At 64.4% G+C, this 25092-nt stretch carries 22 protein-coding genes; 9 read left to right on the top strand and 13 right to left on the bottom strand.

The features are described 5' to 3' along the window. Positions 1-55: 55 nt before the first annotated feature. From QRN51_RS19785 to mtrA, 3 genes are read right to left on the bottom strand one after another with little or no spacing between them, the layout of a single operon-like run. A complete protein-coding gene (locus QRN51_RS19785) occupies positions 56-1792 on the bottom strand; it encodes an LpqB family beta-propeller domain-containing protein (RefSeq protein WP_370872694.1) in 1737 nt (578 codons plus the stop codon). Further along, complete coding sequence (mtrB, locus tag QRN51_RS19780; protein ID WP_284991556.1) at positions 1789-3789, bottom strand: MtrAB system histidine kinase MtrB; 2001 nt, start codon at positions 3787-3789, stop codon at positions 1789-1791. The genes QRN51_RS19785 and mtrB overlap by 4 nt, the downstream gene beginning before the upstream one ends. After that, a complete protein-coding gene (mtrA, locus tag QRN51_RS19775) occupies positions 3761-4435 on the bottom strand; it encodes an MtrAB system response regulator MtrA (RefSeq protein ID WP_059387541.1) in 675 nt (224 codons plus the stop codon). The genes mtrB and mtrA overlap by 29 nt, the downstream gene beginning before the upstream one ends. Positions 4436-4611: 176 nt before the next feature. On the opposite strand from mtrA, the gene QRN51_RS19770 reads away from it, so the two are divergent. The 6 genes from QRN51_RS19770 to QRN51_RS19745 are packed head-to-tail and all read left to right on the top strand — an operon-like array spanning position 4612 to position 10920. Then, positions 4612-5895 carry a DUF7847 domain-containing protein gene (locus QRN51_RS19770; RefSeq protein ID WP_284991555.1) on the top strand — a complete coding sequence of 428 codons (1284 nt, stop codon included), beginning with the start codon at positions 4612-4614 and terminating at the stop codon, positions 5893-5895. Further along, a complete protein-coding gene (locus tag QRN51_RS19765; RefSeq protein ID WP_284991554.1) occupies positions 5892-6578 on the top strand; it encodes a DUF4129 domain-containing protein in 687 nt (228 codons plus the stop codon). The genes QRN51_RS19770 and QRN51_RS19765 overlap by 4 nt, the downstream gene beginning before the upstream one ends. Before the next feature lie 59 nt (positions 6579-6637). Beyond that, positions 6638-7744: a DUF4350 domain-containing protein gene (locus tag QRN51_RS19760; RefSeq protein ID WP_284991553.1), complete on the top strand. Its 1107-nt coding sequence runs from the start codon at positions 6638-6640 to the stop codon at positions 7742-7744. An 11-nt stretch (positions 7745-7755) separates the two neighbouring features. After that, positions 7756-8799 carry an AAA family ATPase gene (locus QRN51_RS19755; protein ID WP_284991552.1) on the top strand — a complete coding sequence of 348 codons (1044 nt, stop codon included), beginning with the start codon at positions 7756-7758 and terminating at the stop codon, positions 8797-8799. 40 nt (positions 8800-8839) lie between these two features. Next, positions 8840-10132, top strand: coding sequence for a DUF58 domain-containing protein (locus QRN51_RS19750; RefSeq protein ID WP_284991551.1), 1293 nt, complete (start codon positions 8840-8842; stop codon positions 10130-10132). Positions 10133-10185: 53 nt separating this feature from the next. Beyond that, a complete protein-coding gene (locus QRN51_RS19745) occupies positions 10186-10920 on the top strand; it encodes a DUF4166 domain-containing protein (RefSeq protein WP_284991550.1) in 735 nt (244 codons plus the stop codon). An 18-nt stretch (positions 10921-10938) separates the two neighbouring features. Here QRN51_RS19745 and QRN51_RS19740 read toward each other — a convergent pair whose 3' ends face one another. Further along, positions 10939-11994: a uroporphyrinogen decarboxylase/cobalamine-independent methonine synthase family protein gene (locus tag QRN51_RS19740; RefSeq protein WP_284991549.1), complete on the bottom strand. Its 1056-nt coding sequence runs from the start codon at positions 11992-11994 to the stop codon at positions 10939-10941. Positions 11995-11998: 4 nt separating this feature from the next. Beyond that, entirely contained in the window at positions 11999-12385 is a 387-nt protein-coding gene (locus QRN51_RS19735) for a chorismate mutase (protein ID WP_059387536.1), read from the bottom strand. Positions 12386-12463: 78 nt separating this feature from the next. Between QRN51_RS19735 and QRN51_RS19730 the strand changes: the two genes are divergently transcribed. After that, positions 12464-13123 carry an NADPH-dependent F420 reductase gene (locus tag QRN51_RS19730; RefSeq protein ID WP_332601934.1) on the top strand — a complete coding sequence of 220 codons (660 nt, stop codon included), beginning with the start codon at positions 12464-12466 and terminating at the stop codon, positions 13121-13123. A gap of 80 nt (positions 13124-13203) precedes the next feature. On the opposite strand, the gene QRN51_RS19725 is transcribed toward QRN51_RS19730, so the two are convergent. The 5 genes from QRN51_RS19725 to mnmA form a co-directional block, all read right to left on the bottom strand. Continuing rightward, positions 13204-14913, bottom strand: coding sequence for an ABC transporter ATP-binding protein (locus QRN51_RS19725; protein WP_284991548.1), 1710 nt, complete (start codon positions 14911-14913; stop codon positions 13204-13206). Next, on the bottom strand, positions 14910-15944 hold the full coding sequence (locus QRN51_RS19720; RefSeq protein ID WP_284991547.1) for an ABC transporter permease: 1035 nt from the start codon (positions 15942-15944) through the stop codon (positions 14910-14912). The genes QRN51_RS19725 and QRN51_RS19720 overlap by 4 nt, the downstream gene beginning before the upstream one ends. 1 nt (position 15945) lies before the next feature. Further along, on the bottom strand, positions 15946-17034 hold the full coding sequence (locus tag QRN51_RS19715) for an ABC transporter permease (protein WP_284991546.1): 1089 nt from the start codon (positions 17032-17034) through the stop codon (positions 15946-15948). Between the two features lie 115 nt (positions 17035-17149). Next, positions 17150-18778, bottom strand: coding sequence for an ABC transporter substrate-binding protein (locus QRN51_RS19710; protein ID WP_059387532.1), 1629 nt, complete (start codon positions 18776-18778; stop codon positions 17150-17152). A gap of 261 nt (positions 18779-19039) precedes the next feature. Beyond that, positions 19040-20161 carry a tRNA 2-thiouridine(34) synthase MnmA gene (gene mnmA, locus QRN51_RS19705; protein WP_370872699.1) on the bottom strand — a complete coding sequence of 374 codons (1122 nt, stop codon included), beginning with the start codon at positions 20159-20161 and terminating at the stop codon, positions 19040-19042. Between the two features lie 239 nt (positions 20162-20400). Between mnmA and QRN51_RS19700 the strand changes: the two genes are divergently transcribed. Then, on the top strand, positions 20401-21639 hold the full coding sequence (locus QRN51_RS19700; RefSeq protein WP_284991544.1) for an NAD(P)/FAD-dependent oxidoreductase: 1239 nt from the start codon (positions 20401-20403) through the stop codon (positions 21637-21639). Here QRN51_RS19700 and QRN51_RS19695 read toward each other — a convergent pair. Next, positions 21618-22886: a cysteine desulfurase family protein gene (locus tag QRN51_RS19695; RefSeq protein WP_284991543.1), complete on the bottom strand. Its 1269-nt coding sequence runs from the start codon at positions 22884-22886 to the stop codon at positions 21618-21620. The two genes, QRN51_RS19700 and QRN51_RS19695, sit on opposite strands and share 22 nt — an antisense overlap. Before the next feature lie 95 nt (positions 22887-22981). Then, complete coding sequence (locus QRN51_RS19690) at positions 22982-23647, bottom strand: helix-turn-helix transcriptional regulator (RefSeq protein WP_284991542.1); 666 nt, start codon at positions 23645-23647, stop codon at positions 22982-22984. 90 nt (positions 23648-23737) lie between these two features. Between QRN51_RS19690 and QRN51_RS19685 the strand changes: the two genes are divergently transcribed. Next, complete coding sequence (locus tag QRN51_RS19685; RefSeq protein ID WP_059387530.1) at positions 23738-24169, top strand: hypothetical protein; 432 nt, start codon at positions 23738-23740, stop codon at positions 24167-24169. Here the strand turns inward: QRN51_RS19685 and QRN51_RS19680 are convergent. Beyond that, a complete protein-coding gene (locus tag QRN51_RS19680) occupies positions 24166-25044 on the bottom strand; it encodes a diacylglycerol/lipid kinase family protein (RefSeq protein WP_284991541.1) in 879 nt (292 codons plus the stop codon). The two genes, QRN51_RS19685 and QRN51_RS19680, sit on opposite strands and share 4 nt — an antisense overlap. Positions 25045-25092: the final 48 nt, after the last annotated feature.

Genomic DNA, 25092 nt, shown 5'->3' with positions numbered 1-25092 from the left:
CCACGCCGCCAGGGTTCCCTGGCCGAGCGAAGCGAGGTTAGGGAGGCGGTGGGGACTAGCCCGGGAAGGAGGGGTCTACCGGACCCTTGAGTTGCAATTCCCAGCCGTTGCCCACCCGTTGGAACACGCCTGCGCCCGACTGTCCGAAAATCTGCTCGGGTCCGTTGCCCGCGCTGATAGTCGTCAGGTTTGGCCATGCCGGCAACAGCTGCGGCTGGCTCGATGTCAAGGACAACAGCTCGGGAACCACGTTCTCCGTTGACGAAGCTTTCATCACCGCGACTGTCGTGGAATTGACCCAGACCCCTTGATCAACAGGGGCGGAAGAGAACAAGGTTATGGGTGCAGTCAGGTCTTTGGGGGTGCCGTCAGGATTGCGGACAATTCCGGTCACCTGCACCGATGATTTCCCGTTCATCTCGGAGATCACCAGTGCGCGCGTCCCTTCGCGGGATATCCGGAAGTCCCTCACGACGCGCCCTGCCAACCATGCCGGCGCCATCGTCACCGTGGGGACGGGCTGTCCAAGAGGAACGTTGGACGGTTTGAACGCCACCACCTCGGTGGCACCGTTGGCTCCTGGACCTGCCGTCCAGACCCAGTCCTGCGGGCTGAAGGACGGATGGCTCAGGGTTGTCCTGGTTGTCAGTTGACGGGCGGGTAGGCCGGGAATCATCGAATACAGGCTGGTTCCGGCACTGTTGAGGAAGGCCACGGCCTGGGACGTCGGGGACTCGGCGGGAGCGCTAGGGTTCAGTCCGGCCACCGGCTGCATGTCCGGGAGGGCCGAGACCCTGTTGTTCTCGTAGCGGACGAGTTCGTTGTTACTGACGGCGATTTGGCGCGCGGGAGCATTCTTCTCAAGCACGGGCGGCAGGACCGAGCCGTTGTCCTCCACGCGGACCAGATCCTGGTCGGCACGCAACTGAACATTGACCACGTCCGGCTGGCTACGGAAAGTCAGGGTCAGCTGGTTTTGCATCCGCTGCCGGTCCTCGGCAGACGCATCCACGAGTTCCTTGGCGGAAAGGTCCACTTGGGCGGCTCCCGACACCACCGGGACCGACTCCCGGGCCAGCTTCATGCCGGAGGGAAAGGCACTGACAACCGCACCCTGGAGGTAGGGCGCAGGACCGTCGAGCAAGGCGCTGGTCATTGCCTTGACGGTGTTCTTCTTGATGAACCACCGGACGTCCGGAACCGCATAGGTGAAGGTCGGGTCGTAGAAATAGATGGGCTGGGCCGCGTAGATGACTTTGAACGTCTCTTCCGGTATCGCGGTGCCGTCGGGGACCGCCGAGATCCGCCATTCGCCGTCGACCTGTTCCAGGGTCACCGGAATTGTCTCAGTGGTTCCTTCGGGGAACTGCGTCGCAACGCCGTCGGCGTCGACCGCGTAGGCGAGGTCCAGCTGGTACTTGAATTCGTTTTCCACACCGGTCTTGACGACGGTCGCCTTCCGGAAAACGAGCGTGCGCTTGTCGGACTTCCAGCTGACGGACAGCGCCTGCGTGAGGTACTGCCTGGCCACGGCGTAGTCGCCTTCGTAACCGCTGCCTGCACCATAGAAGTCTTCGATGATGGACTCCGGAGTGGCACCGGGGTGGGGCGGCGGCGGGAAGAAAACAGGAGCGTTCGGGTTGCCCGCGCTTTCGTCCTTGCTCTTTCCCACCGGACCAGACCGTGGGATCTGGGCGCAGGAACTAAGGACCACCATGAGGACAGCAAGAACGGCGATCACGGCCCTTAACACGTACGGGCGTCGGGAGAGGTACGGGCGTCGGGAACTCAAGGTGCCGTTCCCCCTTCGGCTTTGCCGTCGTCGTCCTGTCCTGCCGGAGGCAGTACGGCGGGCAGTACGGGAGGCAGTAGTGGCGGCGCCGGCGTGTCTTCCAGCCCCGGGTCCGCGGCGGAACCGCGCTCGAGTGGCGGATCGCCGGCATCCAATACGAGCATCTGGCGCTCAGGAGCGGCGCCCGGCAAATGGATGTCTGCCGGTTCAAGCTGCAACGGTGATTTCACGATGGTGCCACCCCTCTTGAGAGGCAGCGTCAGCCGGAAGTTGGAACCGGATCCCTTGCGCCCCCAAGCTTGCAACCAACCGTTGTGGAGCTTGGTGTCCTCTGCGGCGATGGAGAGTCCCAGTCCGCTGCCACCCGTGGTCCGCGCACGCGCGGGATCGGCGCGCCAGAAACGATCAAAGACCCGCGCGGCTTCTGCCGGGGTCATCCCTATGCCGAAGTCACGCACAGAGATGGCGACTGCCTCTTGGTTGGCGGCAACGGAAACGTGGACCGGTTTCCCCTCGCCGTGTTCGACGGCGTTGAGCAGCAGGTTCCGCAGGATGCGGTCGATCCTGCGGGCGTCCATCTCCACGATGATCCGCTTGTGGCGCGAGGTAAGGCGAACTTCGGAGCCATATTCGGCGGCAACGGGAGAGGCACCGTCGATGACATGGGAAACGACTTGGAAGATGTCCGTCGGCTCGGAGTCCAACACGGCGGCCCCTGCGTCGAAGCGGGAAATCTCCAGCAGATCCGAAAGCAGCGACTGGAAGCGCTCCACCTGGTTGTAAAGCAGCTCGGCGGAACGCTTGTTGATGGGGTCGAAGTCATCGCGGGCATCGAACAACACTTCGGCTGCCATGCGAACGGTCGTGAGCGGTGTCCGCAGTTCATGGGAAACATCGGAAACGAACCGCTGCTGCATCTGGGACAACGTGGCCAGCTGCGTAATCTGCTCCTGCAGGCTCGCGGCCATGTGGTTGAAGGAGGCGCCCAGCCTGGCCACCTCGTCTTCGCCCTTGACCACCATCCGCTCCTGCAACTGGCCTGCGGCCAGCTTCTCGGAGACGACCGCGGCATGGCTCACCGGACTCACGACGTTCCTGGTCACGTACCAGGCAATACCGCCGATCATGAGGATGAGTGCGGCTCCGCCCGCCCACAGCACGTTCTGGATTTCGTCCAGAGTTTGTTGGGCGGTATCCAGGTCGTAGAGGAGATAGAGCTCGTAGACCGTGCCATTGAAGGTGACTTTGTTCCCGACCGCGATCCCGGGGTGGTCCTGGTTGCCGACGGGGAACTCGGTGGAAGCCCAGTACTGGTCCTTGCCCGATTCCTGCACAGACTTGCGAAGGGCCGGAGGAATGACGCGGACCGTCAACTGATCCGAGGCCCGCGATTCCACCCAGCGGTTGCGCGGCTTGGTTTGTTCGGGCATCGCTTCGAAGACGTATCTCCTCTGGATGACCGAGCCGTTGCCTTCCACCGCTTTGAGCGTGTCATAGACAAGTGTGATGACGCTTGATTGGTCGTTGGCCTGTGACCCGTCAAAGGTGTCCTGGACTTGCTTGACGTAGTAGCGGCTTTCGGACTCGGCTTGCTTCAAACGCTCCTGGAAAAGGTTGTTCGCTATTTGGTTCGAGAGATATGCGCCGACCACCGCAAACGACACCATCGACAGCACGATTGTCACCGCGACGGTCCTGAATTCGAGGGAGCGGCGCCAACGGCGCAGCAAGGCGCGCCACAAGTACCGGATTCCTGGCCGGATGTGGCGAAGTCCGGTCACCACGAGGCGGGAGACACGCAGTGCCAGGATCAGGGCGCGGCGCGTCCAAATGCGGGTGCGCTCCAGGATCCACGGGAGATTCAATGCCCGGGCGTCCGTGTGTTCCGGGACAGGATGTCCTGAAACGGGGTGTTTGACCTTGGCCTCCGGGGCCTCCTGGTCGGTGCCGGGCTCGCCGGTGGAAGACTCAGGCGCCTGCTTTATATCCGACACCACGAACCGTCAATACAACTTCGGGAGCTTCCGGGTCACGCTCGATCTTGGACCGCAGGCGCTGGACATGGACGTTGACCAGGCGGGTGTCGGCAGCGTGGCGGTAGCCCCACACCTGCTCAAGGAGCAGTTCGCGGGTGAAGACCTGCCAGGGCTTGCGCGCCAACGCGACCAACAGATCGAATTCCAGGGGTGTCAGCGAAATCCGCTCGCCGCCGCGCGTCACCAAGTGGCCCGCGACGTCGATGGTGACGTCGGCAATCCGCAGGGTCTCGGGCGCTTTCTGGTCGCCCGGACGCAACCGGGCGCGGACCCGGGCCACGAGCTCGGCTGGCTTGAAAGGCTTGGGCACGTAGTCGTCAGCACCGGATTCAAGGCCGCGGACGACGTCGGAGGTGTCCGATTTGGCGGTGAGCATGACGATGGGAACGTCCGACTCCCCGCGGATCTGGCGGCACACTTCGATGCCGTCCGATCCGGGCAGCATCAGGTCAAGCAGTACCAGATCCGGTTTGGAGGAACGAAACACCTCCAGCGCTTGTCCGCCGTCCGCGCAAAAAACCGGGTCGAAGCCGTCGTTCCGCAGCACGATGCCGATCATTTCGGCCAGCGCTTCGTCGTCGTCTACTACCAGGATGCGTGCCTTCATAGTTATATATTCCCTTATGACCAAGCCTTTGTCCCGTTGAGCCCGATCACGGCATGGCGCGCTGCAGCCCGCAAGCAAATGGGCTATGAGGCGCGACGGCGGAACTATAGGCTGTTGCGAACGGCCCCTTTCGGGGTCCGTGCATTGCCGCGGACGCATCTTTTGGGGAGGAAAACGTGTCACAGCCCGATCCGGGTTACCGGCCTGAACAGGGACCGCGGCCACCGTGGGGCGCCCAGCCACAGTGGGGTGCGCCGCAACCGGGCGCCCAGCCACAATGGGGCACCCAACCGCAATGGGGCACCCCACCGCAATGGGGCGTGCCGCAGTATCCGGGGCAATCGTGGGGCCCGCCGGTCGATCCGCGCTGGCCGGCAGGCGGTCCGCCGCCGTACGGCCAGCCCCGCTATGTGGCTCCCCCGAAACCCGGAATCGTGCCCCTCCGGCCGCTCTTCTTCGGTGAAATCATGGACGGTGCCTTCCAGACCGTCCGCCGGAACGCCAAAACCATGTTCGGCTCCGCCCTCATTGTCCAGGCCGTTGCCGGCGCATTGAACGAGGTGGCCGCGCTGGGCATGCTCGGGATGGTCGAACCTCCCGTAGGAGGATTCACGAGCCAGGACGAGGCGATGCGGTATCTTGGCCCGGCCGTTGGCGCCACTGCCGGGATCATGGGGATTTCCTTGCTCACTATGGTGCTCACAGCCGTCCTTCAAGGGGTTATGGCCATTCCCGTCGCCAGGTCCGCGTTGAACCGGCCCACGGGGTTCAAGCAAATGTGGTCCTTGGCCCGCTCGCGCATCTGGCCCTTGGTAGGACTTGCCGCCCTCCTCCTTGCTGGATCGTTGTTGTTCTTCCTGGTCCTGTTCTTGCTGGCCGTCCTCGTCCTGGCCGGATTGGGTCCGGCCGGGGTGCTCTTGCTTTTCCCGTTGGTATTCGGCGCGGCCGTCGTATTTTTCTGGATCTATACGAAACTGTTGGTGGCCCCGGCCGCCATCACCGTAGAAGAACTCGGCGTCTTCGCCGGTCTTCGGCGCTCGTGGACGCTGACGCGCCGGAATTGGTGGCGGATCTTCGGAATCACGCTGCTGGTGGCCTTCATGGTATTTATCATCGGGTCGGTCATCCAGATTCCCCTGGGCTTGGCTTCCGGTGGAATAAACTCCGTGTTCGCCCCCCATGCCGGCGCCGCACAAGTGACCACGACGGCGATTGTCCTCGCCGTGGCCTCGCTGGTCGTAGGGGTCCTCGTAAGCGCAGTTGGCTTCGCTTTCCAAACCTCCGTAGCAGCCCTGATCTACATGGACCTGAGGATGCGACGCGACGGGCTGGACGTGGAACTCCTGCGGCTTCTGGAGACCGGGGAAGATCCCGACGGCGTTCCCGGCCGGCGCAGGGCACGTCAAGTCGGTGCGCATCCATGGCCGCCGAACACCGCCCAGGGTACCCCACAAGGATGATCCCGGTCTCCGCGTCCCTTGCTCTTCTTCTCCCTGCCATCGAGCCTCCCGTTGATCCGGACCGCGGCGAGGCCCAGCGGTGGGCGACCGAAGAACTGTCCAGGCAGCAGTATGCATCGGCCAAGCCAAGTTGGATCGGCGAGGTATGGAATCAGTTCGTCGACTGGCTCCGTTCCTTGAACGGCGATTCCATGGGTGGGGCAAATATCGGCGTGCCGCTGATCGGCGTCCTGGCCGTGGTCCTCATTGTGGTTGCCGTGATGGTCGTCAGGCCGAGGCTCAACGCGCGGAAGAAGGCGTCGGCGAAGGTTTTCGACGGCGAGCCGACGGTTGATGCCGATACGTTCCGCGCCCGCGCATCTGCAGCGGCAAGCCGTGAAGACTGGCAAACGGCCGTCGTCGAACAGTTCCGCGCCGTGGTTCGCTCTGCGGAGGACCGGGCAGTCATTGATGTCCAGGCTGGCCGGACCGCGGACGAGGCGGCTGCCCAATTGGGGCGCGCGTTCGGGGACGCCAGTTCGCGGCTTGAGGAAGCCGCCAGGATTTTCGATGGCGTGAAATACGGAAAGGCGACCGCCACCGCTTCCGACCATGCAGCCGTCCTCTCACTGGACACCGGACTATCGGCCATGAAACCTGATTTCGCCGGGCAGTCCGCCAACGGTTTGGCGGTGCCGCGATGACATCGGACACTCAAACAGTCCGGTGGTCCGCGCAACTGCGGGGTTGGTTGCGCCGCCATATGGCCTGGATCATCATCGGGGCCATCGTGGCGGTACTCGGATCTGTCACTGTGTTCCAGTCCCCGACGAACACGGACACGGCACCCCTCTCCGCCCGCAATGCCGCTCCTGATGGCGCCATGGCTGCGGCCGAAATCCTCCGGCGGCACGGAGTCACGGTCACGGAATCCGATTCATTCGCGACGACAACCTCGCTGCTGGCCGGGAAACCACGCGCCACCGTCTTGTTGTATGACCGCAACGGCTATCTCGATTCCGCCCAGTTGCACAGCCTGCTGCAATCGGCCGACCGCGTGGTGGTCATCGCTCCCGGCTTCCGAACCCTGACGGGGCTGAGCCGCGAGATCCGTCATGCCGGAGTGGTTCCCAACGGGACGTCAACGTTGGAAGCAGGGTGCGGGCAAACGGATCCACTTGTTGCGGGGCGTGTCTCCGGCAAGGGCGCGTTCCTTTACACGGGAGCCGATGTGACGTGCTACCGGCCTGGCAGCACCGACGGAGGCATGTACGCGGCCAGTGCGGACGGTCGGCTGGTGGTTCTCGGCAGCACGGCCGTTCTCAGCAACGATCTCCTGCAGGTAGAGGGCAATGCCGCACTGACTCTTCGGACCCTCGGGCCAACGCCGGATCTCGTCTGGTATCTGCCAGGCCTTGGAGACGTACCGAATAATGGCACACCGCCCACGCTGGAGGAATTGGCGCCGCCGTGGGTTGGCTTCCTGGGATTGTGGCTGGCGGTGGTCGCGTTGCTCGCTGTGCTGTGGCGGGGCAGGCGGCTTGGTCCGCTCGTGTTTGAGCCGCTGCCGGTGGTGGTCAAGGCTGTTGAGACCGCCGAAGGCCGTGCCCGTCTCTATCAGGATTCCCGCGCTGTCGGCCAGGCCGCCGACAATCTCCGGGCCGGCACTTTGACCAGGCTTGCCAAGCACTTCCGGCTCGGCCCCGAAGCCCGCGCGGAGGCCGTCCTCGATGCCGTGTCCCGAAAGGTCAACCAGCCTGCACAGGAGTTGCGCATGCTCCTGCTGGACCACCGGCCACGCACCGAATCAGAACTCGTCCACTGGGCACAAAGCATCGAAACACTCGAGCAGGAGGCAACAGCCCCATGAGTAATCACGCAATGAGCAATCAAGCAAACAGCTACACCGACGGCAGCTATGGCTACCCGGGCGGCCCGGCGTCGCAGGCGCAGCCAACGCAGGCGGCTAGGCGGTCCGACCCTGCCCGCAAAGCCCTGCTGGACGTCCGTCACGAAGTAGGCAAGGCCGTGGTCGGGCAGGATGCAACGGTGACGGGCATGCTCATCGCGCTGCTGTGCGGTGGCCACGTACTGCTTGAGGGTGTTCCGGGCGTCGCCAAAACCCTCCTGGTACGGGCCTTGTCCGCCGCGTTGAGCCTGGATACGAAGCGCGTCCAGTTCACTCCGGACCTCATGCCGGGCGACGTCACCGGCTCACTCGTCTACGACTCGCACACCTCGGAATTCACCTTCCGCGAAGGACCAGTGTTCACCAACATCATGCTGGCCGACGAAATCAACCGAACGCCGCCCAAGACCCAGGCGTCGCTGCTGGAAGCCATGGAGGAGCGCCAGGTATCCGTGGACGGACTCTCCCGGCCTTTGCCGTCGCCGTTCATTGTTGCCGCCACCCAAAACCCTGTCGAGTACGAGGGCACCTATCCCCTGCCCGAGGCGCAACTGGACCGCTTCCTGCTCAAGCTCTCCATGCCGCTGCCCGGACGTGCCGAAGAGATCGAAGTGGTCCGCAGGCACTCGGAAGGATTTGATCCGCGCAATTTGCTGGCTGCGGGAGTCAGGCCAGTAGCGGGCGTCGCCGAACTCCAGAATGCCCGCGACGCGGTGGCCGAAGTGACCGTGGCCCCCGAGATCCTCGGCTACATCGTGGACGTCGTGCGGGCGACGCGGGCAGCGCCGTCGTTCCAGCTGGGAGTCTCCCCGCGCGGCGCGACGGCGCTTCTGAACACCTCGCGTGCCTGGGCATGGTTGTCCGGGCGCAACTTCGTCACCCCCGACGACGTCAAAGCGCTCTCGTTGCCGTGTTTGAGGCACCGTGTCGGACTACGACCCGAAGCCCAAATGGACGGTGTGCATGTAGATGATGTCCTTGGCAGCATCCTGGCGTCCGTTCCCGTGCCGCGCTGATTGGCCTCGCCTCATGACTCTCTACTTCGGGCAGTACTGAATGGCGATCACAGGCCGCTTTGTGCTGCTCGTTTTCGCCGCGTTGGCCCCCTTGCTGCTGTTTCCCGCGTGGAGTACGGTCCTTCTCGCCACCGCCTTGCTGCTGGCGTTGGTGTTGTCCGACCTCCTGCTGGCCGCGTCCCCGGCCAAAATCGCCCTTCAACGCAAGGATCCCGGGAATGTCACCCTGCACGCGGACACGGAGTCCGTTCTGACGCTGGAAAACGGCAATCGGCGTAGATTCCGCGGAGTGGTGCGTGACGCGTGGCAACCCTCCGCGGGGACGGTCGCCCCGGTCCAGCGTGTTGAAATCCCTGCTGGTGAGCGGCGTCGGATGTCGGTGGCTCTGAAGCCAACACGGCGCGGGGACCTGTCGGCACCGCACGTAACGCTCCGTTCCTTCGGCCCGCTCGGCCTGGCTGCCAGGCAACGCACCGTGACCCTTCCCGGCCGTCTTCGCGTTCTGCCGCCGTTCCATTCCAAGCGGCATTTGCCGTCCAAGCTGCGAAAACTCCGGGAGCTCGACGGCAAAGCGGCCGTGCAGATCCGCGGGGCCGGCACGGAATTCGATTCCCTCCGCGATTACGTCCGGGGCGACGACGTGCGCTCCATCGACTGGCGGGCAACCGCCCGGCGCACCGCCGTCGTCGTCCGGACCTGGCGACCCGAACGGGACCGCCGCGTCGTCATCATGCTCGATACCTCGCGCACGGCAGCAGCCCGAATCGACGACGAGCCCCGCCTGGACACCGGGATGGAAGCGGCTCTCCTGCTTGCGGTGCTGGCAGAGCGGGGCGGAGACCGCGTGGACTTCTTCGCTTTCGACAGGCGCGTCCGCGGGCGCGTCGATTCAGCGGCCAAAGGCAATCTGCTCGGCTCCTTGGTCCAGGCCATGGCTCCGCTGGAGGCGGAACTGATCGAGATGGACTGGGCCCAGATCCCGGCGCAAGTACGGGCCATTTCGGCGCACCGTTCCCTTGTGGTCCTGTTGACCTCGCTCGACAGCGGCGCACCCGAAGAAGGACTCATTCCTTTGGTGGCGCAACTCGTACGGCAGCACGTCGTGCTGCTTGGATCGGTGCGGGACCCCTTGCTGGGCCGAATGAAGGAAGAACGCACGACGGCGAGCCAGGTCTTCCGAGCCTCCGCCGCCGAACGTGCCCTGCTGGACCGTGAGGCCGTCAGCGCCCAATTGCGCCAGCTTGGGGCGGAGGTAGTCGACGCCGAGCCGTTGGAACTGCCGCCGCTCCTGGCGGATGCCTACATTCGGCTGAAGGCCGCGGGACGCTTATAGCCTTGCCAGGCGCCCAGTCCAGATATCAACAACCCGGAATCCGAGGAAAGCACATGAGCACACCCATCTACGAGTTGGCGCTGGGCGCTAAGTTCCGGCAATTGCAGCCCGAACTCCAGGACTACTTTTCCCTGGCCCCGGGCTCCGGATCTTACGGAATCGGCGAGGGCGTGTTCGACGTGGTCGGTTGCAGGCAGAAGTGGCTCCGCCCACTCCTTGCCACGGTTGCCGGCGAAGAGGCCTTCTTCCCCGAGTACGGCGAGCGCATCCCGTTCCGCATCGAAAATCATGCGCATCTTGATCCCTTCGGACGGTCCAGCCTCACGGCCCGGCGTGAAATATTCTTTCCCGGGCACACCCGCTTGTTCCATGACACCACTGTCGCGGAGGCCGCCCACGACGGTGGCACCCGCTTGGTCGACTATTTGGGCCGATACCGCAGGCTGGCCACGGCGTTGGACCTGGATGTCACCGCGGAAGGGCGTCTTCGCGGTGTCTCGGGTACATCACGCCTGTTCCTGGGGCCGCTGAGGCTCAGCTTGCCGGCTTCCCTCGACGCAAAAGCCTACGCAGAGCAGTGGTGGGATGCGGCAGAAGGAAAGCATCGGATCCAGGTGAAGGTGCTGCAGCCGCAGGTCGGACTGGTGCTGGTCTATGCCGGCTCCTTCGACTACCGTTTGGCGCCCTCGCTGCCCGCGAACGATGGTGCAGTTGCCAAGCGTTCCGCCACTGCCGCCGTCGGGCTCCCCCGTTACGCCGAGCCGGACCGTTGGGAACGGCGCGTCTAGAAGGGCCCGGACGGCAGGCTAACCGAGCGCGATCTGGTTGAGCCCATCCGCAATCTGGGTCAAGCGGTTAAGAACCTCTTTAGCCCCCGACGGCGAGAATCCGGCCAGACCGTCCGACGGCGTGACCCGCACGGCACCCAGGCTCGACGCCGGCAGACCGAGTTGGCGCCACGGTTGCCAGACGGTGTCCACGAGCTCGGCGGTGCGTGGCAGGGTTGCCCGTGGATTCCCTACGGGCAAGGCGCCGGCCCATAGGCGTTTGCCCGCTTCCACCGCAGTGGCAATTTGTTCCCACTGACGCGTAGTGAGTGCCTTGAGTGGTAGCGCGACGCCGTCAGCTCCGGAGGAGAGGATCTGCTGGATCGGGGCTTCGATTTCCGGAACGGAAACCACGGTCTCGGCCACTCCTGCGGCCCGCAGCGCGTCGATCACCAACCGCCAGGCTCCCGTGACTTCCTCGCCCGGGATGGAACGCAGGGTGCGGTAGCCACTCGCCGTCGGGATGGTGCCGGCCAGCACGGAGGAGATGTCCGGTTCGTCGAGCTGGACCACGATCGCGGCGCCGGGCACGGCAGCGCGGACTTTGGATACGTGCTCGGCGACACCGGCGGCCAAGGACTCCGCAATGTCCCTGCGGGCGCCGTAGTCAAGAAGGGCACGCTCCCCGTTATGCAAGTAAAGGCCCGCGGCTAGGCTCAAGGGGCCGCGCAGCTGAATCTTGAGTTCGTCGGCGGAGGACTCTTCCGAGCCGGCAACGTCGGCCAGGATATTGATGTCGGTGGCAAGGGCGGACTTCGCACGCCGCAGGTCTTTCCCCGGGCGGTCAACCAGGCGCCAGCCGTGCGGCTGCACATCGATGGCCAGCTCGACCAGGAGCGATGCCGTCCGGCCGAGGGCATCCGAGCCCACGCCACGATCCGGAAGCTCGGCCAGGAACGGCAGGTGCGGGCTGCCCAGTTCGCCGCGGATGATCCGGGCTGCCTCAGCAGGATCCGTTCCGGGCCAAGGACCCAATGCCGTGGCGCTGACCTGGTTCTGCGCGGTTTCGGCTTTCTGCGCGGTCTCGGCGGCCACGTGTTCAGGCCTGCGCGATGGAAGCCTGGTGGCCTTCGGCGATTGCCTCGTGGTGCCGGATGACCTCACTGATGATGAAATTCAGGAACTTCTCCGCGAAGGCAGGATCGAGGTGCGCTTCTTCGGCGAGCCGGCGGAGCCGCGCGATCTGGGCGGACTCGCGTCCCGGGTCCCCGGCGGGAAGCTTGTGCGTCGCCTTCAGGACTCCCACTTTCTGGGTGGCTTTGAACCGCTCCGCGAGGAGGAAGACGAGGGTGGCATCGATGTTGTCGATGCTGGAGCGGATGGAGAGCAACTCGTCCATGACGGCCTGGTCCACGCGGCCGGCGAGGGAGCTGGCGGAAGGATCGAAGGAGTCGGCGTCGGGGAGGGCGTGGTTCTGCTCGGTCATTCCTCCAGTCTAGGGTGTGCGGGCCGGCCCTTGAGGGGCAGAATGGGCATGTCCGCGCCGATGATAAGGAGAGCACGCATGAAAATCGCAGTTCTTGGCACCGGAATGGTGGGGCATACCCTGGCCGACAAATTGGTGGCGGTAGGCCACGAGGTCATGATGGGTTCCCGGGAAGCCGGCAATCCCAAGGGGACGGAGTGGGCGGCGCAGGCGGGTCCGGGGGCAAGCTCCGGTTCCTTCGCGCAGGCGGCAGCCATGGCCGAGCTCGTGGTCAACGCAACCCCGGGCATGGTCTCGCTCGCGGCGTTGAGCGAAGCCGGGGCTGCGAACCTGGCGGGCAAGGTCCTGGTGGATGTGTCCAACCCGCTGGATTTTTCCGCCGGCTTCCCGCCGTCGCTCTCCGTCTGCAATACCGACAGCATTGCCGAAACCATCCAGCGCTCCTTCCCCGCGGCGCGTGTGGTCAAGGCCCTCAACACCTTGACTGCTCCCCTGATGGTTGATCCGCTCAGGCTCGCCGATGGTGCCCATGACGTCTTCGTGGCGGGGAACGACGACGACGCGAAAACCACCGTCGTCGCGCTCCTGCGGGAGTTCGGCTGGCTTCCGGAACACATCCACGACCTGGGCGGGCTCGACGTTGCCCGTGGCCTTGAAATGTGGATGCCGCTGTGGCTCCGGATCTTCGTGCGCCAACCGAAGGACAAGCTCTTCAACATCAGCATCGTGTCCGAATAGCCGCGCAGAAGGGTCATGCCCGCCCTTCGTGTAGAAGGGCGGGCATGTCCGTTCTTGCGGATCGCCGCTTGGCTGGAGGGCTAGATGCCCAGCAGCGCGCGGTTCTCTTCCCGGCGTCGGGCCTGTTCGTCAGGATCCGGCACCGGCAGCGAGGCAATGAGCCTGCGGGTGTAGTCGTGCTGGGGATTGCCCATGATCTGGCTGCCGATCCCTTGCTCCACGAGCTTGCCCTTGTACAACACGCCCACCCAGTGGGAGAGAATATCCACCACGGCGAGATCGTGGCTGATGAACAGCGCAGCAAAACCGAACTCTTCCTGGATGTCCTTGAACAGTTCCAGGACCTTTGCCTGCACGGAAACGTCGAGGGCCGAGGTGGGCTCATCGGCGATCAGGAGGCGCGGGTTGAGCGCGAGCGAACGCGCCAGCGAAGCGCGCTGGCGCTGCCCGCCCGAGAGCTCATGCGGAAAGCGTTCAGCGTACGACGCCGGCAATTGGACCGATTCGAGCAACTGCGCCACGCGCAGGCGTGCTTGGGCCGGGCTCGGGTGGGTATGGATCAGCAGCGGTTCCGCGACGCACTCACCGATGGTCAGGTGAGGGTTGAACGAGGCGGCCGGGTCTTGGAAGACGAAGCCGATGTCCTTGCGCAGCGGCTTGAACGTGTGCTCCTTGAATCCCAGCATTTCGTAGCCAAGGACCTTGAGGCTGCCGCCGGTTGCCCTGTTGAGGCCTGCGATGGCGCGACCGATGGTGGACTTGCCCGAACCGGACTCGCCGACCAGGCCGAAGACCTCGTTCTCGGAGACCGTGAAGCTGACGTTGTCCACGGCCTTGAACCCTGGCTTGCCGAGGCGGCCCGGATACTCGATAGTGAGGTTCTTGGCCTCGACCAGGATCTTCCCGGTCTGGTGCAACCGTTCGGTGGCCCCCTCGGACGCTGAGTTGCGGCCAAGGTGCGGCACAGCGGCCAGCAGCTTCTTGGTGTAGTCCTGCTTCGGCTCGGCGAAAAGCACCCTCGCGGTGGCCTCTTCGACGACGTCGCCTTGGTACATGACCACGACGCGGTCGGCCAGGTCGGCCACGACGCCCATGTTGTGCGTAATGAGCACAATCGAGGTGCCGTACTTGTCCCGCAAGTCCCGGAGCAACTGAAGGATCTCGGCCTGGACAGTGACATCCAGCGCCGTCGTCGGTTCGTCCGCCACGATCAAGCCGGGGTTCAAGGCAAGCGCGGCCGCGATGACGACGCGCTGCTTCTGGCCTCCGGAAAGCTGGTGCGGATAGTAGTTGACGCGGGTTTCGGGATCGGGGATGCCCACCTTCCGCAGGGCTTCGGTGGCCCGTTTCTTGGCCTCCTTGGCCGAGATGCGGTGTCCGTCCGAGGCGTGTGCCCGGATGCCTTCGGCGATTTGCCATCCGACCGTGAACACCGGGTTCAGGGCCGTTGACGGTTCTTGGAAGACCATGGCCACGTCGCGGCCACGGATCTTGCGCAGTTTGGACGCGCTCACGCTGATGACGTTGTTGCCGTTGATCAGCACAGCCCCGGAGCTGATGGCCGTTTCAGGGAGGAGGCCGAGAATGGTCTTGGCCGTGACGGTCTTGCCGGAACCTGACTCCCCTACGATCGCCAGCACTTCGCCGGCTTTGACCTCAAGGCTGACGTCCTTGACCGCGTAGACGTCGCCGCTGTCGGTGGCAAAGGTGACTTTGAGCCGTTCGATGTCCAGGACGGGCTGCCCGGATGTCAGCGGCTGGTCCGAAATGTTGCCGATGTTGGTGGTCATGCCTTACCTGCTTCTGGTTCAGGAGCGGTGGTGGCCCCTGTGTTCGTGCCGTCGGTTCCAACTGCGGCCTTGGAGCGGGAGGCCTTGCCTCCAGCACGCTTCCGGCCGCGTAGGCGGGGATCGTTGAGGTCGTTGATGCTTTCGCCGACCAACGTCAGCCCCAGCACGGTCAGGACGATCGCGATACCGGGGAAGACGCCGGTCCACCAAATGCCGGAGGACGCGTCCGCCATGGCCTTGTTGAGGTCGAAGCCCCATTCGGCGGCCGAGGATGGTTCAATGCCGAAGCCCAGGAAGCCAAGGCCCGCAAGGGTCAGGATCGCTTCGGAGGCGTTCAGGGTGAACATCAATGGAAGCGTCCTGGTGGCGTTCTTGAAGATGTGCCGGGTGATGATCCGGAGGCTGGACGCGCCCAGGACCATGGCCGATTCCACGAATGGCTCGGCCTTGAGCCGGATGGTTTCGGCCCGGATCACGCGGAAATACTGCGGAACGAACACCACGGTGATCGAGAAGGAACAGGCGAGGATGCCGCCCCAGAAGCTCGACTGGCCACGGCTGATGACGATCGACATGACGATCGCCAGGAGCAGGGAGGGAAAGGCATAAATGGCATCGGCGATGACTACCAGCACCCGGTCCAGCCAGCCACCGAAGTAACCACTGAGGAGGCCGAGCGCCACGCCGAGGAAGATGGACATCACCACGGCGACGACGATCACGGTCACCGCGGTCTGTGAACCCCACAGGACGCGGGAGAGGACGTCATAGCCGCCGACTGTGGTGCCGAGCAGGTGCTTGCCGCCGGGAGCCTCTTGGGTGGGGAACGAGCCTGTTGCGTCACTCAGCTGGGAATATCCGTACGGCGCGATGAACGGCGCGAGCACGGTCGAAAGAAGGAAGAGCCCGGTCAGCACAAGCCCGGTGATGAGCATGCCCCGCTGGAGGCCGACGCTCTTTTTGACGTGGGAGATGACAGGAAGTCCGGACAGGAAGGACTTCTTCCGTCCTGAAATTGTTGCGGTGCTCATGTCAGTACCTCACTCGCGGGTCGATCAGCGCGGCGACGACGTCCACGACGAAGTTGGTAAATGCGACGATGACGGCCAGCAGCACCACGATGCCCTGGACCGCTACGAAGTCCCTCGCGTTCAGGTATTGGACCAGCTGGTAGCCAAGGCCCTTCCATTCGAAGGTGGTCTCGGTGAGTACGGCTCCGCCGAGCATCAGGGCGATCTGCAAGCCCATGACGGTGATGATGGGGATAAGCGCGGGCTTGTAGGCGTGCTTCGTCACGAGTCGGAACTCGCTGACGCCGCGGGAACGGCCGGCCTCGACGTAATCCTTGCCCAGGGTCCCGATGACGTTGGTCCGGACGAGTCGCAGGAAGACACCCGCGGTCAGGAGGCCCAACGCGATAGCGGGCAAAACGGCGTGGGACACGACGTCGCCGAGTGCCGTGAGATTGCCGCTGCGCACGGCGTCGAGCCAGTAAATGCCGGTGGGAGCGGCAAGTTGGCCCATGGTCAGCTCAGTGCGGGTGGATACGCGACCGGCCACTGGGAGCCATCCGAGCCAAACGGAGAACGTCAGCTTCAGCAGGAGTCCGGAGAAGAAGACCGGAGTGGCGTAGCAGAGGATGGCAAAGCAGCGAAGGAAAGCGTCAGACGCCTTGTCGCGCCGTTGCGCGGCAATCATGCCCAGCGGGATGCCGACCGCGAGCGCCACGATGAGGGCGTTGATCGAGAGCTCAAGGGTGGCTGCACCGAAGGTCGACAGCATTTCGACGACGGGCCGCCGGTCCGTGATGGTGGTGCCGAAGTTACCGGTGATCAACTGGCCCAGGTATTCGAAGTACTGGATGATGATCGGCCGGTCGTAACCGGCGTCGTGGATTCGCTGCGCCAGGACATCCGGGGGAAGCCGGCCGCCCTGGGCTGCGGTGATGGGGTCTCCGATGACCCGCATGAGGAAGAAAACCAGCGTCACGAGGATGAAGATCGTGGGAATGATCAGGAAGAACCTGACCACGATGTACCTGCCGAGACCCCCGCCCGCTGATTTACTCTTGGGAGCGACCGCGTCCGGTTCGACGTCGGGCACCTCTATAAGTGTTGTCATTGCTACCTAAAGTTCATTGCCCGCGGATCGCGCGGGGTTTTGCTCAAAATGTGAGGCAATCAGCAATAAGGGGAGGCAAAGCACCTGTTGGCACCCGCCTCCCCCTACCGGCTGCTTACTTTGAAATAGTTCCCAGTCGGAACTTGAAGGAAGCGTCAAGCGTCTTGTCGACGCCGTTCACGCCCTTCGCCGAGATGGCAACCTGGGCACCCTGGAGCAGCGGCAAAGTGGAAATGTCCTTTGCCAGAGCGTTCTGGGCGTCCTTGATGGTGGATTCGCGAGCCGACTTGTCCGTGGTGGTCAGCTGCTTGTTGATCAGGTCGGTCACGGCCTGGTCGTTGAAGTGGTTCTTCAAGAAGCCACCGTTCGGGAAGAACGGGGTCAGGTAGTTGTCGGGGTCGCTGAAGTCGGGGAACCAACCGAACTGGAAGAGCGGGTACTCGTCGGCGCGGCTGGCCTTGCTGTAGGTCACCCATTCGGTGGACTGCAGGTTCACCTTGAAGAGGCCCGACTTCTCGAGCTGGTCCTTGATCATGGCGTACTCGTCGCCCGAGGACTTGCCGTAGTGGTCCGGGTTGTACTGGAGGTTCAGCGTGACGACGTCCTTGACCCCGGCATCGGAAAGAACCTTCTTGGCTTTGTCCAAGCTCGGCTTTCCGTTGTCGCCGTAGGCATCCTTGAACGACTCGTTGGCGCCCAGGAAACCGCTGGGGACGTTGGAGTACAGCGGCAGGTAGGTGCCCTTGTAGACCTGGTCGGCGATTGCCTGGCGGTCAACGAGGTTGGCGATCGCCTGGCGCACGGCAAGTGCCTTGGCCGGGTCGGCACCGGTTGCCTTGGCACCGAACGGCATGGTGTTGAAGTTGAACGTGATGTAGCGGATCTCGCCGCCGGGACCAACGTTGACCTTGACCTTGGAGTCCTTCTTGAGGTCGTCGACGTCGGTGGCGCTGAGGCTTCGGTTCGCAACGTCGATGTTGCCCTGCTGGATGTCCAGCTTCATGTTGGTCGGCTCGGCGTAGTACTTGATCGTTGCGGCGTCGTTGGCCGGCTTGCCCAGGACACCCTGGTAGTCAGGGTAGGCCTTGAGGCTGATGAGCTCGTTCTTCTTGTAGCTGTCGATCGTGTACTGGCCGTAGAACGCCTTGGCCTTGATGATGTCGTCATCCGAAAGGAGCTTGTCGGCCGGGAAGACCTGGTGGTCCACGATCGGCGCGGCCGGGCTGCTGAGGATCTGCGGGAACGTCTGGTCGTTGGCGAGCTTCAGCTTGAAAACGGCCGTGTTGGCGTCCGGGGTGGTGACGCTGTCCAGGTTTTCGAGCAGGCTTGCCGGACCAGCGGGGTCGTTGATCTTGAGCTGGCGGTCGAAGGAAAACTTGACGTCGGTGGAGTCCAGCGTGTGGCCATTGGCCCACTTGAGTCCGGGCTTCAGCTTGACGGTGTACTCGGTGGGCGACGTGAACGACGCCGACGCTGCCAGGTCCGGAACGGGGTCGGCGCTTCCTGGCTTCGAGTTGAGGAGGAAGGAATAGACCTGGTTCATCACCATGAAGGAACCGTTGTCGTACGAGCCTGCGGGATCGAGTGCGGTCACCTTATCGGTGGTGCCATAAGCGATCGGACCGCTGGCAGCTGAGGAAGCTGAACCGCCGCCGCCCGCCGGGCCCGTGCAGGCCGTCAAAGCGAATACGGAGATGCCCGCGAACGCGATAGCGCTTCGCAAGGCTTTTTTGTTCAATGCCATCAGTGAACTTTCTGTTCGATGGATACGGCGAACCGCCGTCGGTAATTTCTTAGGAGCGCATACTCCTGACTCCACGATTCAATCAGAAGCTTTTCTGGTGAAACGTTTGATTTTGTGAGTTGAGACACAAAATTTACTTTTCTTTTGGCGCATACTCGGCTAGGGGAAAGCGGCAGGCCGCACTGGACGCTGATGAAACAGACCCGTTAGCGCTAACAGTCTTGCGGACCCGGATTCACCCGCTGCGGAGCGCGGCCGGGCTTAGAGTTCCGCGCGCTGAAGCGACCGGGCGACGTCGATAGTTGCCTGGCCGAGGACACGGGTGCCTTGGTAAAGCACGATGGTCTGACCGGGGGCCACTCCGCGGAGGGGATCGACGAGGGTCACCACGAGGCCCTCGCGCTCGATGCCGGCGTCGTCGACATGCCGCTCGACCGAGGCCTTCGCGGGTACCGGATCGCCGTGGGCGCGCACCTGCGCATAGCAATCGAACTCGGCGCCGGTAGCCACCTCGGCGATGGGCAGGCCCGCCCAGGACACCTTGATCCCGCGGATCTCGTCGATGGCCAACAGGGCTTCGGGCCCGACGACCACCTTGTTTTCCTTGGGCCGGATTTCCAGCACGAAGCGCGGCTTGCCGTCAGCGGCCGGGGTACCCAGCTTGAGGCCGCGGCGCTGGCCTACGGTGAAGGCGTTGGCTCCGGGGTGCTCCCCTACCTTGGTTCCGGCCTCGTCCACGATGTCGCCGGTGGTCATCTCGATCTTCTCGGCGAGCCAGCCGGCCGTATCGCCGTCCGGGATGAAGCAGATGTCGTGGCTGTCCGGCTTGTTCGCCACGGACAGGCCGCGGCGTTCGGCCTCTGCGCGGACCTCGGCCTTGGAGGGAGTCTCCGCCAGCGGGAACATGGAGTGCTTGAGCTGTTCGTGGGTCAGGACGCCGAGTACGTAGCTTTGGTCCTTGGCCCAGTCTGCGGCGCGGTGGAGTTCGGGGTTGCCGTCCGCGTCCTGGATGACCTTGGCGTAGTGGCCGGTGCAGACCGCGTCGAAGCCCAGGGCGATGGCCTTCTCCAGCAGGGCGGCGAACTTGATCCGCTCGTTGCAGCGCATGCAGGGATTGGGAGTGCGGCCGGCCGCGTATTCATCGATGAAGTCCTGGACTACGTCTTCCTTGAAGCGCTCCGAGAAGTCCCAGACATAGTAGGGAATCCCCAGCACGTCGCAGGCACGCCAGGCGTCGCGGGAGTCTTCGATGGTGCAGCACCCGCGGCTGCCCGTGCGCAACGTTCCGGGCATGCGGGACAGCGCCAAGTGGACGCCGACGACGTCGTGCCCGGCCTCGACGGCGCGGGCGGCGGCAACAGCGGAGTCGACTCCGCCGCTCATGGCTGCAAGAACTCGCATGCTGGCTTTCTGTTGATGGTGGGGGGGAAGAATTGCGGCTGAAGTGAGTAAGCGCGCCCAACTATTCTAGCGCCCGCGGGAATCCGCCCCAAAAATGCCTTGACCAGCATCCCGGACGATTCTAAAGTCAAAACTAACAGTTTTAGATCGCGGCTGCGCGCGCGTTGACGCACACGCAGACCGCGCATGCGAACCGCCAACGCCCCGCGAATCGAGTCACCATGGACACCGAACACATCCTGATTGCAGGCGGCGGACTGGCCGGCGCCACGGCTGCCAAGACACTGCGCTCCGAAGGATTCCAGGGCCGCATCACCGTGGTCTGCGCCGAGAATGAACAGCCCTACTTGCGCCCTCCACTCTCGAAGGAGTTCCTCCTGGGCAAGGCCGGCGAGGATACCGTCCCGGTGCTGGCGGCCGGCTGGTACGGGGAGAACGACGTCGAACTCCTCCTTGGCGAGGCGGTCGCGGCTGCCGATCCTGCCGCCCACACGGTGCATCTGCGATCAGGAACTGGGCTTCCGTTCAGCAAGCTCCTGATCGCCACGGGGGCGCAGCCGCGCCGGATTCCGCTCCCCGGTTCGGATCTTGCCGGTGTCATGACGTTCCGCACCTTCAATGATTCCCGCAGGCTCAAGGAAGAACTGTCCGGAGGAGGCCGGAATGTGGTGATGATCGGCTCGGGTTGGATCGGCATGGAGCTTGCCGCGGCCGCGAGCAGCTACGGAAACGCCGTGACCTTGCTGGGACTGGACGACGTCCCGCTCGGCGTCGCCATCGGACCCGAACTGGGAGGCTTCTTCCGCAGCCTGCACGAAAAGCACGGCGTGCAGTTCCGGCTCCCCGCGAGCGCCGCGGAAATCACCGGCGTCGGGGGCAAGGCGAGCGCCGTTGTCACGAACTCCGGCGAGGTCCTCCCTGCCGACCTCGTGGTGATGGCGGTCGGGGTCGTTCCAGATACGGCCCTGGCCGAAGCAGCCGGCTTGGAGATCCGCAACGGAATCGTGGTGGATGCTTCGCTCCGGACCAGCAGTCCGGACGTGTTCGCAGCCGGAGACGTTGCCAATGCATTGCATCCCTTCACGGGCGAGCACCACCGCAGCGAGCACTGGTCCAACGCCCTCAACGGCGGCAAGGTCGCCGCCAAAGCGATGCTGGGACAGGACGCGATGCTGGACGTGGTCCCGTATTTCTATACGGACCAGTTCGACGTCTCGATGGAGTACTGGGGATATCCCACGCTCACGGCAGGTTCCGTGCCCGTCATCCGCGGCGCGTTGGAGGAAAACACCTTCCTCGCGTTCTGGCTACGGGATGGCGCCGTCGTGGCGGGCATGAGCGTCAACCAGCAACGGGTACAAAAGCCCGTCAAGGCACTCATTTCAGGGCGCATCCCGGTGGATGTGGACCGCCTGGCTGATCCTGCCGTTCCGCTGGATCAGTTGTTGCCGGCGAGCTGATGGCCGGCCGGACCGCCGGCGGAGCCGCTACCGTGGCCGCGGGCCGCTGTGCCTGCGGTCTGGATGCTGGACTCGTGGCCGGCCATTCCGGCGAGCTTTGCCCGGGCATACGCGTCAGGCAGGGCCTTGAGGAGGGCGTCGACGTCGGCGTCGTTCGAAGAGTGCCCTAGGCTGAACCGCTGTGCCCCGCGGGCGGTGTCCTCGTCCAACCCCATGGCAAGCAGGACGTGCGAGGGCCTGGGGACTCCTGCCGTGCAGGCGGATCCGGTGGATGATTCGATGCCCGCGAGGTCCAGGAGGAACAGCAGGGAATCGCCTTCACAGCCCGGGAACGTGAAGTGGGCGTTGCCGGGCAGCCGGGCGTCCCCGGGCGCGCCGCGCAGCACTGCTTCGGGAATCGCGGCCCGGACCCCGTCGATGATCCGGTCCCGCAAGGCGCTGATCCGCTCGCGCTCTGCCACGAGGTTTTGGGCCGCCGACTCCGCTGCGGCGGCGAATGCCGCGATCGACGCCGTGTCCAACGTTCCCGAGCGGACGTCGCGCTCCTGCCCTCCCCCGTGCTGGACAGGGGTGACCTTGGTGGACCGCCCCAGGAACAGGGCACCCACGCCCACGGGGCCGCCGATTTTGTGGCTTGAGACCGACATCGCGGCGAGCCCGGATTCGCGGAAGCCCAGCGGAATCGAGCCGAAAGCCTGGACTGCGTCCGAGTGCACGGGGATGCCGTGGGCGGCAGCGATTTCCGCGATCTCCTTGACAGGCTGGATGCTGCCCACCTCGTTATTCGCCCACATGACGGTGACCAGGGCTACCGATCCCGGATCACGCTCGATCTCCGCCCGTACAGCGTCCAGCCGCACGACGCCCTGGGAATCGACGGGGAGCCACACAGCCTCGGCCCCTTCGTGCCGTTCCAGCCATTCGACGGTGTCCTGCACCGCGTGATGCTCGACGGCGGAGCAAAGGATCCGCTTGCGGCGGCCGTCTTCGTCGTGGCGGGACCAATACATCCCCTTGACGGCGAGATTGTCTGCCTCGGTGCCGCCGGACGTGAAGATGAGCTCGGAAGGATGCGCCCCGGCCGCAGCCGCAATAGCTTCCCGCGCTTCTTCGACGGATCGCCGGGCACGCCGTCCGGAAGCGTGCAACGATGACGGGTTGCCGGTCCGTGCCAGCTCGCGGGTCATGGCGGTGAGGGCGACGGCGGCAAGGGGCGTGGTGGCGGCATGGTCCAGGTAAACAGGCACTACCCAAGTCTATCGAGACAGGCGGATCCGGGCTTCGGCGGCGGAAGACGCCTTTACGGGCCGCTTCTCCGATCGGGACTAGTCCGCCGGACTGATCACGATGCCGGACGGATTTTGGCGCAGCAATGGCCTTCGCGGTTGTCGTCGGCGATCCGCTCCTCGGCAATTCCGCAGACGGCCGCCGCTCCGCTGAGGAAGGCGCCGTTCATGGCGCAGACGACGCTCGTGTGGCTTTCGGCCAGCCGGTGGAACGGGCAATTGACCAAGGAGTACCCGCCGTCGTCGTCAGGTTCCGGCCTGTAACCGTAGCTTGCCAGGACATCTTCGAAATGCGGCTCCGCACTGCCGGCCTCGCGGCCGCGGGCGTAGGCGGTTTCGAGGAGCACTTCGCGGGGGGAACCACCCTTCGCCATCAGGTTCTGGATGGCAGAAGCCATCACTTCACCGGCGAGGTCATAGTGGCGCTCCGGAACCGAGGTGCCGATCTCTTCAAGGACAGGTGAATACAGCTTCGCCGGGCGCCCGGAACCCGGACCGACCTTGCCGCCGAGCTTGCGGAACTCAACACTCAGGAGTCCGTCGCGGACCAGCCGGTCCAGATGGAAGGAGGCCGTGCTGCGGGGAAGCCCGAGGGCCATCGCGGCGTCGTCCCGGCTGACGGCGTCGCGTGCCCCGCAGACGTGCTCGTACAGGCGGCGGCGGTTGCCGTCGTCGAGGGATGCCAAAGCGGAGAGTCGACGCAGCCAGGGAAGTCCGGTCATGCATCAAGCTTAACTCTAAAATCAACACTCATTGCTTAATTCCCTTGGACTTTCTAAAATCAAAGTATCCAGTTTTAGAAAGAAGGCATCATGAACACTGCATCATCCCCGGCCCAGGCGAAAACCGGATCGCTCATGTCCATGGATCCCCAGCGGCAGGCATTCCTGCTCCTCCGGACCGTGTTCACCGTGGCGCCGATCATTTTCGGCCTGGACAAGTTCACCAACCTGCTCACCCACTGGACGATCTACCTGGCGCCCGTGGCCACCTCCGTCATTCCGGTCCCGGCCCAGACCTTCATGTACATCGTGGGAGTCGTGGAGATTGTGGCCGGCATTGCGGTGGCGGTCCGGCCACGCTTTGGCTCGCTCCTGGTGGCGGTCTGGCTTCTGGGCATCATCGTGAACCTGCTGGTGCTGGGCAACTTCTTCGACGTCGCCCTCCGCGACTTCGGCCTGCTTGTGGGCGCACTCGCGCTCAACCGCCTGGCCGTCGCCTCGCAAGCTGACGGCCAGGCTTAGGCCAATACCCGCAGGGCGCCCGGAACCACGTCGATGTCCAAGGGAAGATGGCCGATCCGCTCACCATCGGCGTAGGCCACCACATTCTGGGCGGCAAGCCGCACTGAACGCACCCGGCGGATTTCCACCGCCGGGTGCGAGGTATGCCGGCCGGAGAAGACCCTGGGGAAGACAGCGAGGAGGGCCAGCCGGGATAACGGCTTGACGATAAACAGATCCAACAAACCGTCGTCGGGCGCGGCATCCGGAACGATCCGCATGCCGCCGCCGATCGATGGGGCGTTGGCCACCGAAATCAGCATGGCGCCTTCCTTCGTTTCCGCGCCGTCGGCAGTCACGGTGTAGTTGATGGCCCGGAACGATCCAAGCTCCCGGAGCATCGCCAGGGTGTAGCGGAGTGCACCGCGGGGCCACCTCCAGGAGTTGGCCCGTTCATTGACGGCAGCGTCGAATCCCGCCGATACAGCTCCCGCAAACCACATGGTTCGTCCGCCGATGGTGATGCGGCCGGCGTCGAGCACCCGGCCGCCGTCGGCGAGCGCCGAAATCACGCGGGCACAGGAGCCCTCGACATCCTGCAGAGGCAGCCCAAGCATCCGGGCTACGTCGTTTCCCGTACCCACGGGAACAATCCCGAGCGGTAACCCGGTCCCGCTCAGTGAGTTGACGCCCAGATGGACCATGCCGTCGCCGCCCACCACCACCAAGGCTTCGGCGCCTGTGCGAAGCGCTTCGTCCACCCCTTCCCGCAGGGCGTCCATGCTGTCGCGCCGAAGTACGACGACGTCGAGACCCGCCTCGCGGAGGCAGCGAGCGGCCTCGTCCCCGGCAAGGGCGTGCCGTCCAAACGCTGCGGTTGGATTGACCGCCAGCACGATCCTTCGGCGGAGAGATCCGTTCAGTCCGTGAGGGCCGGTACTTGG

The sequence above is a fragment of the Arthrobacter sp. efr-133-TYG-120 genome, assembly GCF_030209785.1.
GTDB lineage: Bacteria > Actinomycetota > Actinomycetes > Actinomycetales > Micrococcaceae > Arthrobacter.
Note: the sequence above shows the minus strand (reverse complement) of the source record. Positions and strands in the feature narration are given on the sequence as shown.

Coding starts and splice junctions, on each gene's coding strand:
- mtrA (WP_059387541.1), bottom strand. CDS start 4,435: ATGAAGGCACGCATCCTGGTAGTAGACGACGACGAAGCGCTGGCCGAA.
- QRN51_RS19765 (WP_284991554.1), top strand. CDS start 5,892: ATGATCCCGGTCTCCGCGTCCCTTGCTCTTCTTCTCCCTGCCATCGAG.
- QRN51_RS19760 (WP_284991553.1), top strand. CDS start 6,638: ATGGCCTGGATCATCATCGGGGCCATCGTGGCGGTACTCGGATCTGTC.
- QRN51_RS19755 (WP_284991552.1), top strand. CDS start 7,756: ATGAGCAATCAAGCAAACAGCTACACCGACGGCAGCTATGGCTACCCG.
- QRN51_RS19750 (WP_284991551.1), top strand. CDS start 8,840: ATGGCGATCACAGGCCGCTTTGTGCTGCTCGTTTTCGCCGCGTTGGCC.
- QRN51_RS19745 (WP_284991550.1), top strand. CDS start 10,186: ATGAGCACACCCATCTACGAGTTGGCGCTGGGCGCTAAGTTCCGGCAA.
- QRN51_RS19735 (WP_059387536.1), bottom strand. CDS start 12,385: ATGACCGAGCAGAACCACGCCCTCCCCGACGCCGACTCCTTCGATCCT.
- QRN51_RS19730 (WP_332601934.1), top strand. CDS start 12,464: ATGAAAATCGCAGTTCTTGGCACCGGAATGGTGGGGCATACCCTGGCC.
- QRN51_RS19725 (WP_284991548.1), bottom strand. CDS start 14,913: ATGACCACCAACATCGGCAACATTTCGGACCAGCCGCTGACATCCGGG.
- QRN51_RS19720 (WP_284991547.1), bottom strand. CDS start 15,944: ATGAGCACCGCAACAATTTCAGGACGGAAGAAGTCCTTCCTGTCCGGA.
- QRN51_RS19715 (WP_284991546.1), bottom strand. CDS start 17,034: ATGACAACACTTATAGAGGTGCCCGACGTCGAACCGGACGCGGTCGCT.
- QRN51_RS19710 (WP_059387532.1), bottom strand. CDS start 18,778: ATGGCATTGAACAAAAAAGCCTTGCGAAGCGCTATCGCGTTCGCGGGC.
- mnmA (WP_370872699.1), bottom strand. CDS start 20,161: ATGAGCGGCGGAGTCGACTCCGCTGTTGCCGCCGCCCGCGCCGTCGAG.
- QRN51_RS19700 (WP_284991544.1), top strand. CDS start 20,401: ATGGACACCGAACACATCCTGATTGCAGGCGGCGGACTGGCCGGCGCC.
- QRN51_RS19690 (WP_284991542.1), bottom strand. CDS start 23,647: ATGACCGGACTTCCCTGGCTGCGTCGACTCTCCGCTTTGGCATCCCTC.
- QRN51_RS19685 (WP_059387530.1), top strand. CDS start 23,738: ATGAACACTGCATCATCCCCGGCCCAGGCGAAAACCGGATCGCTCATG.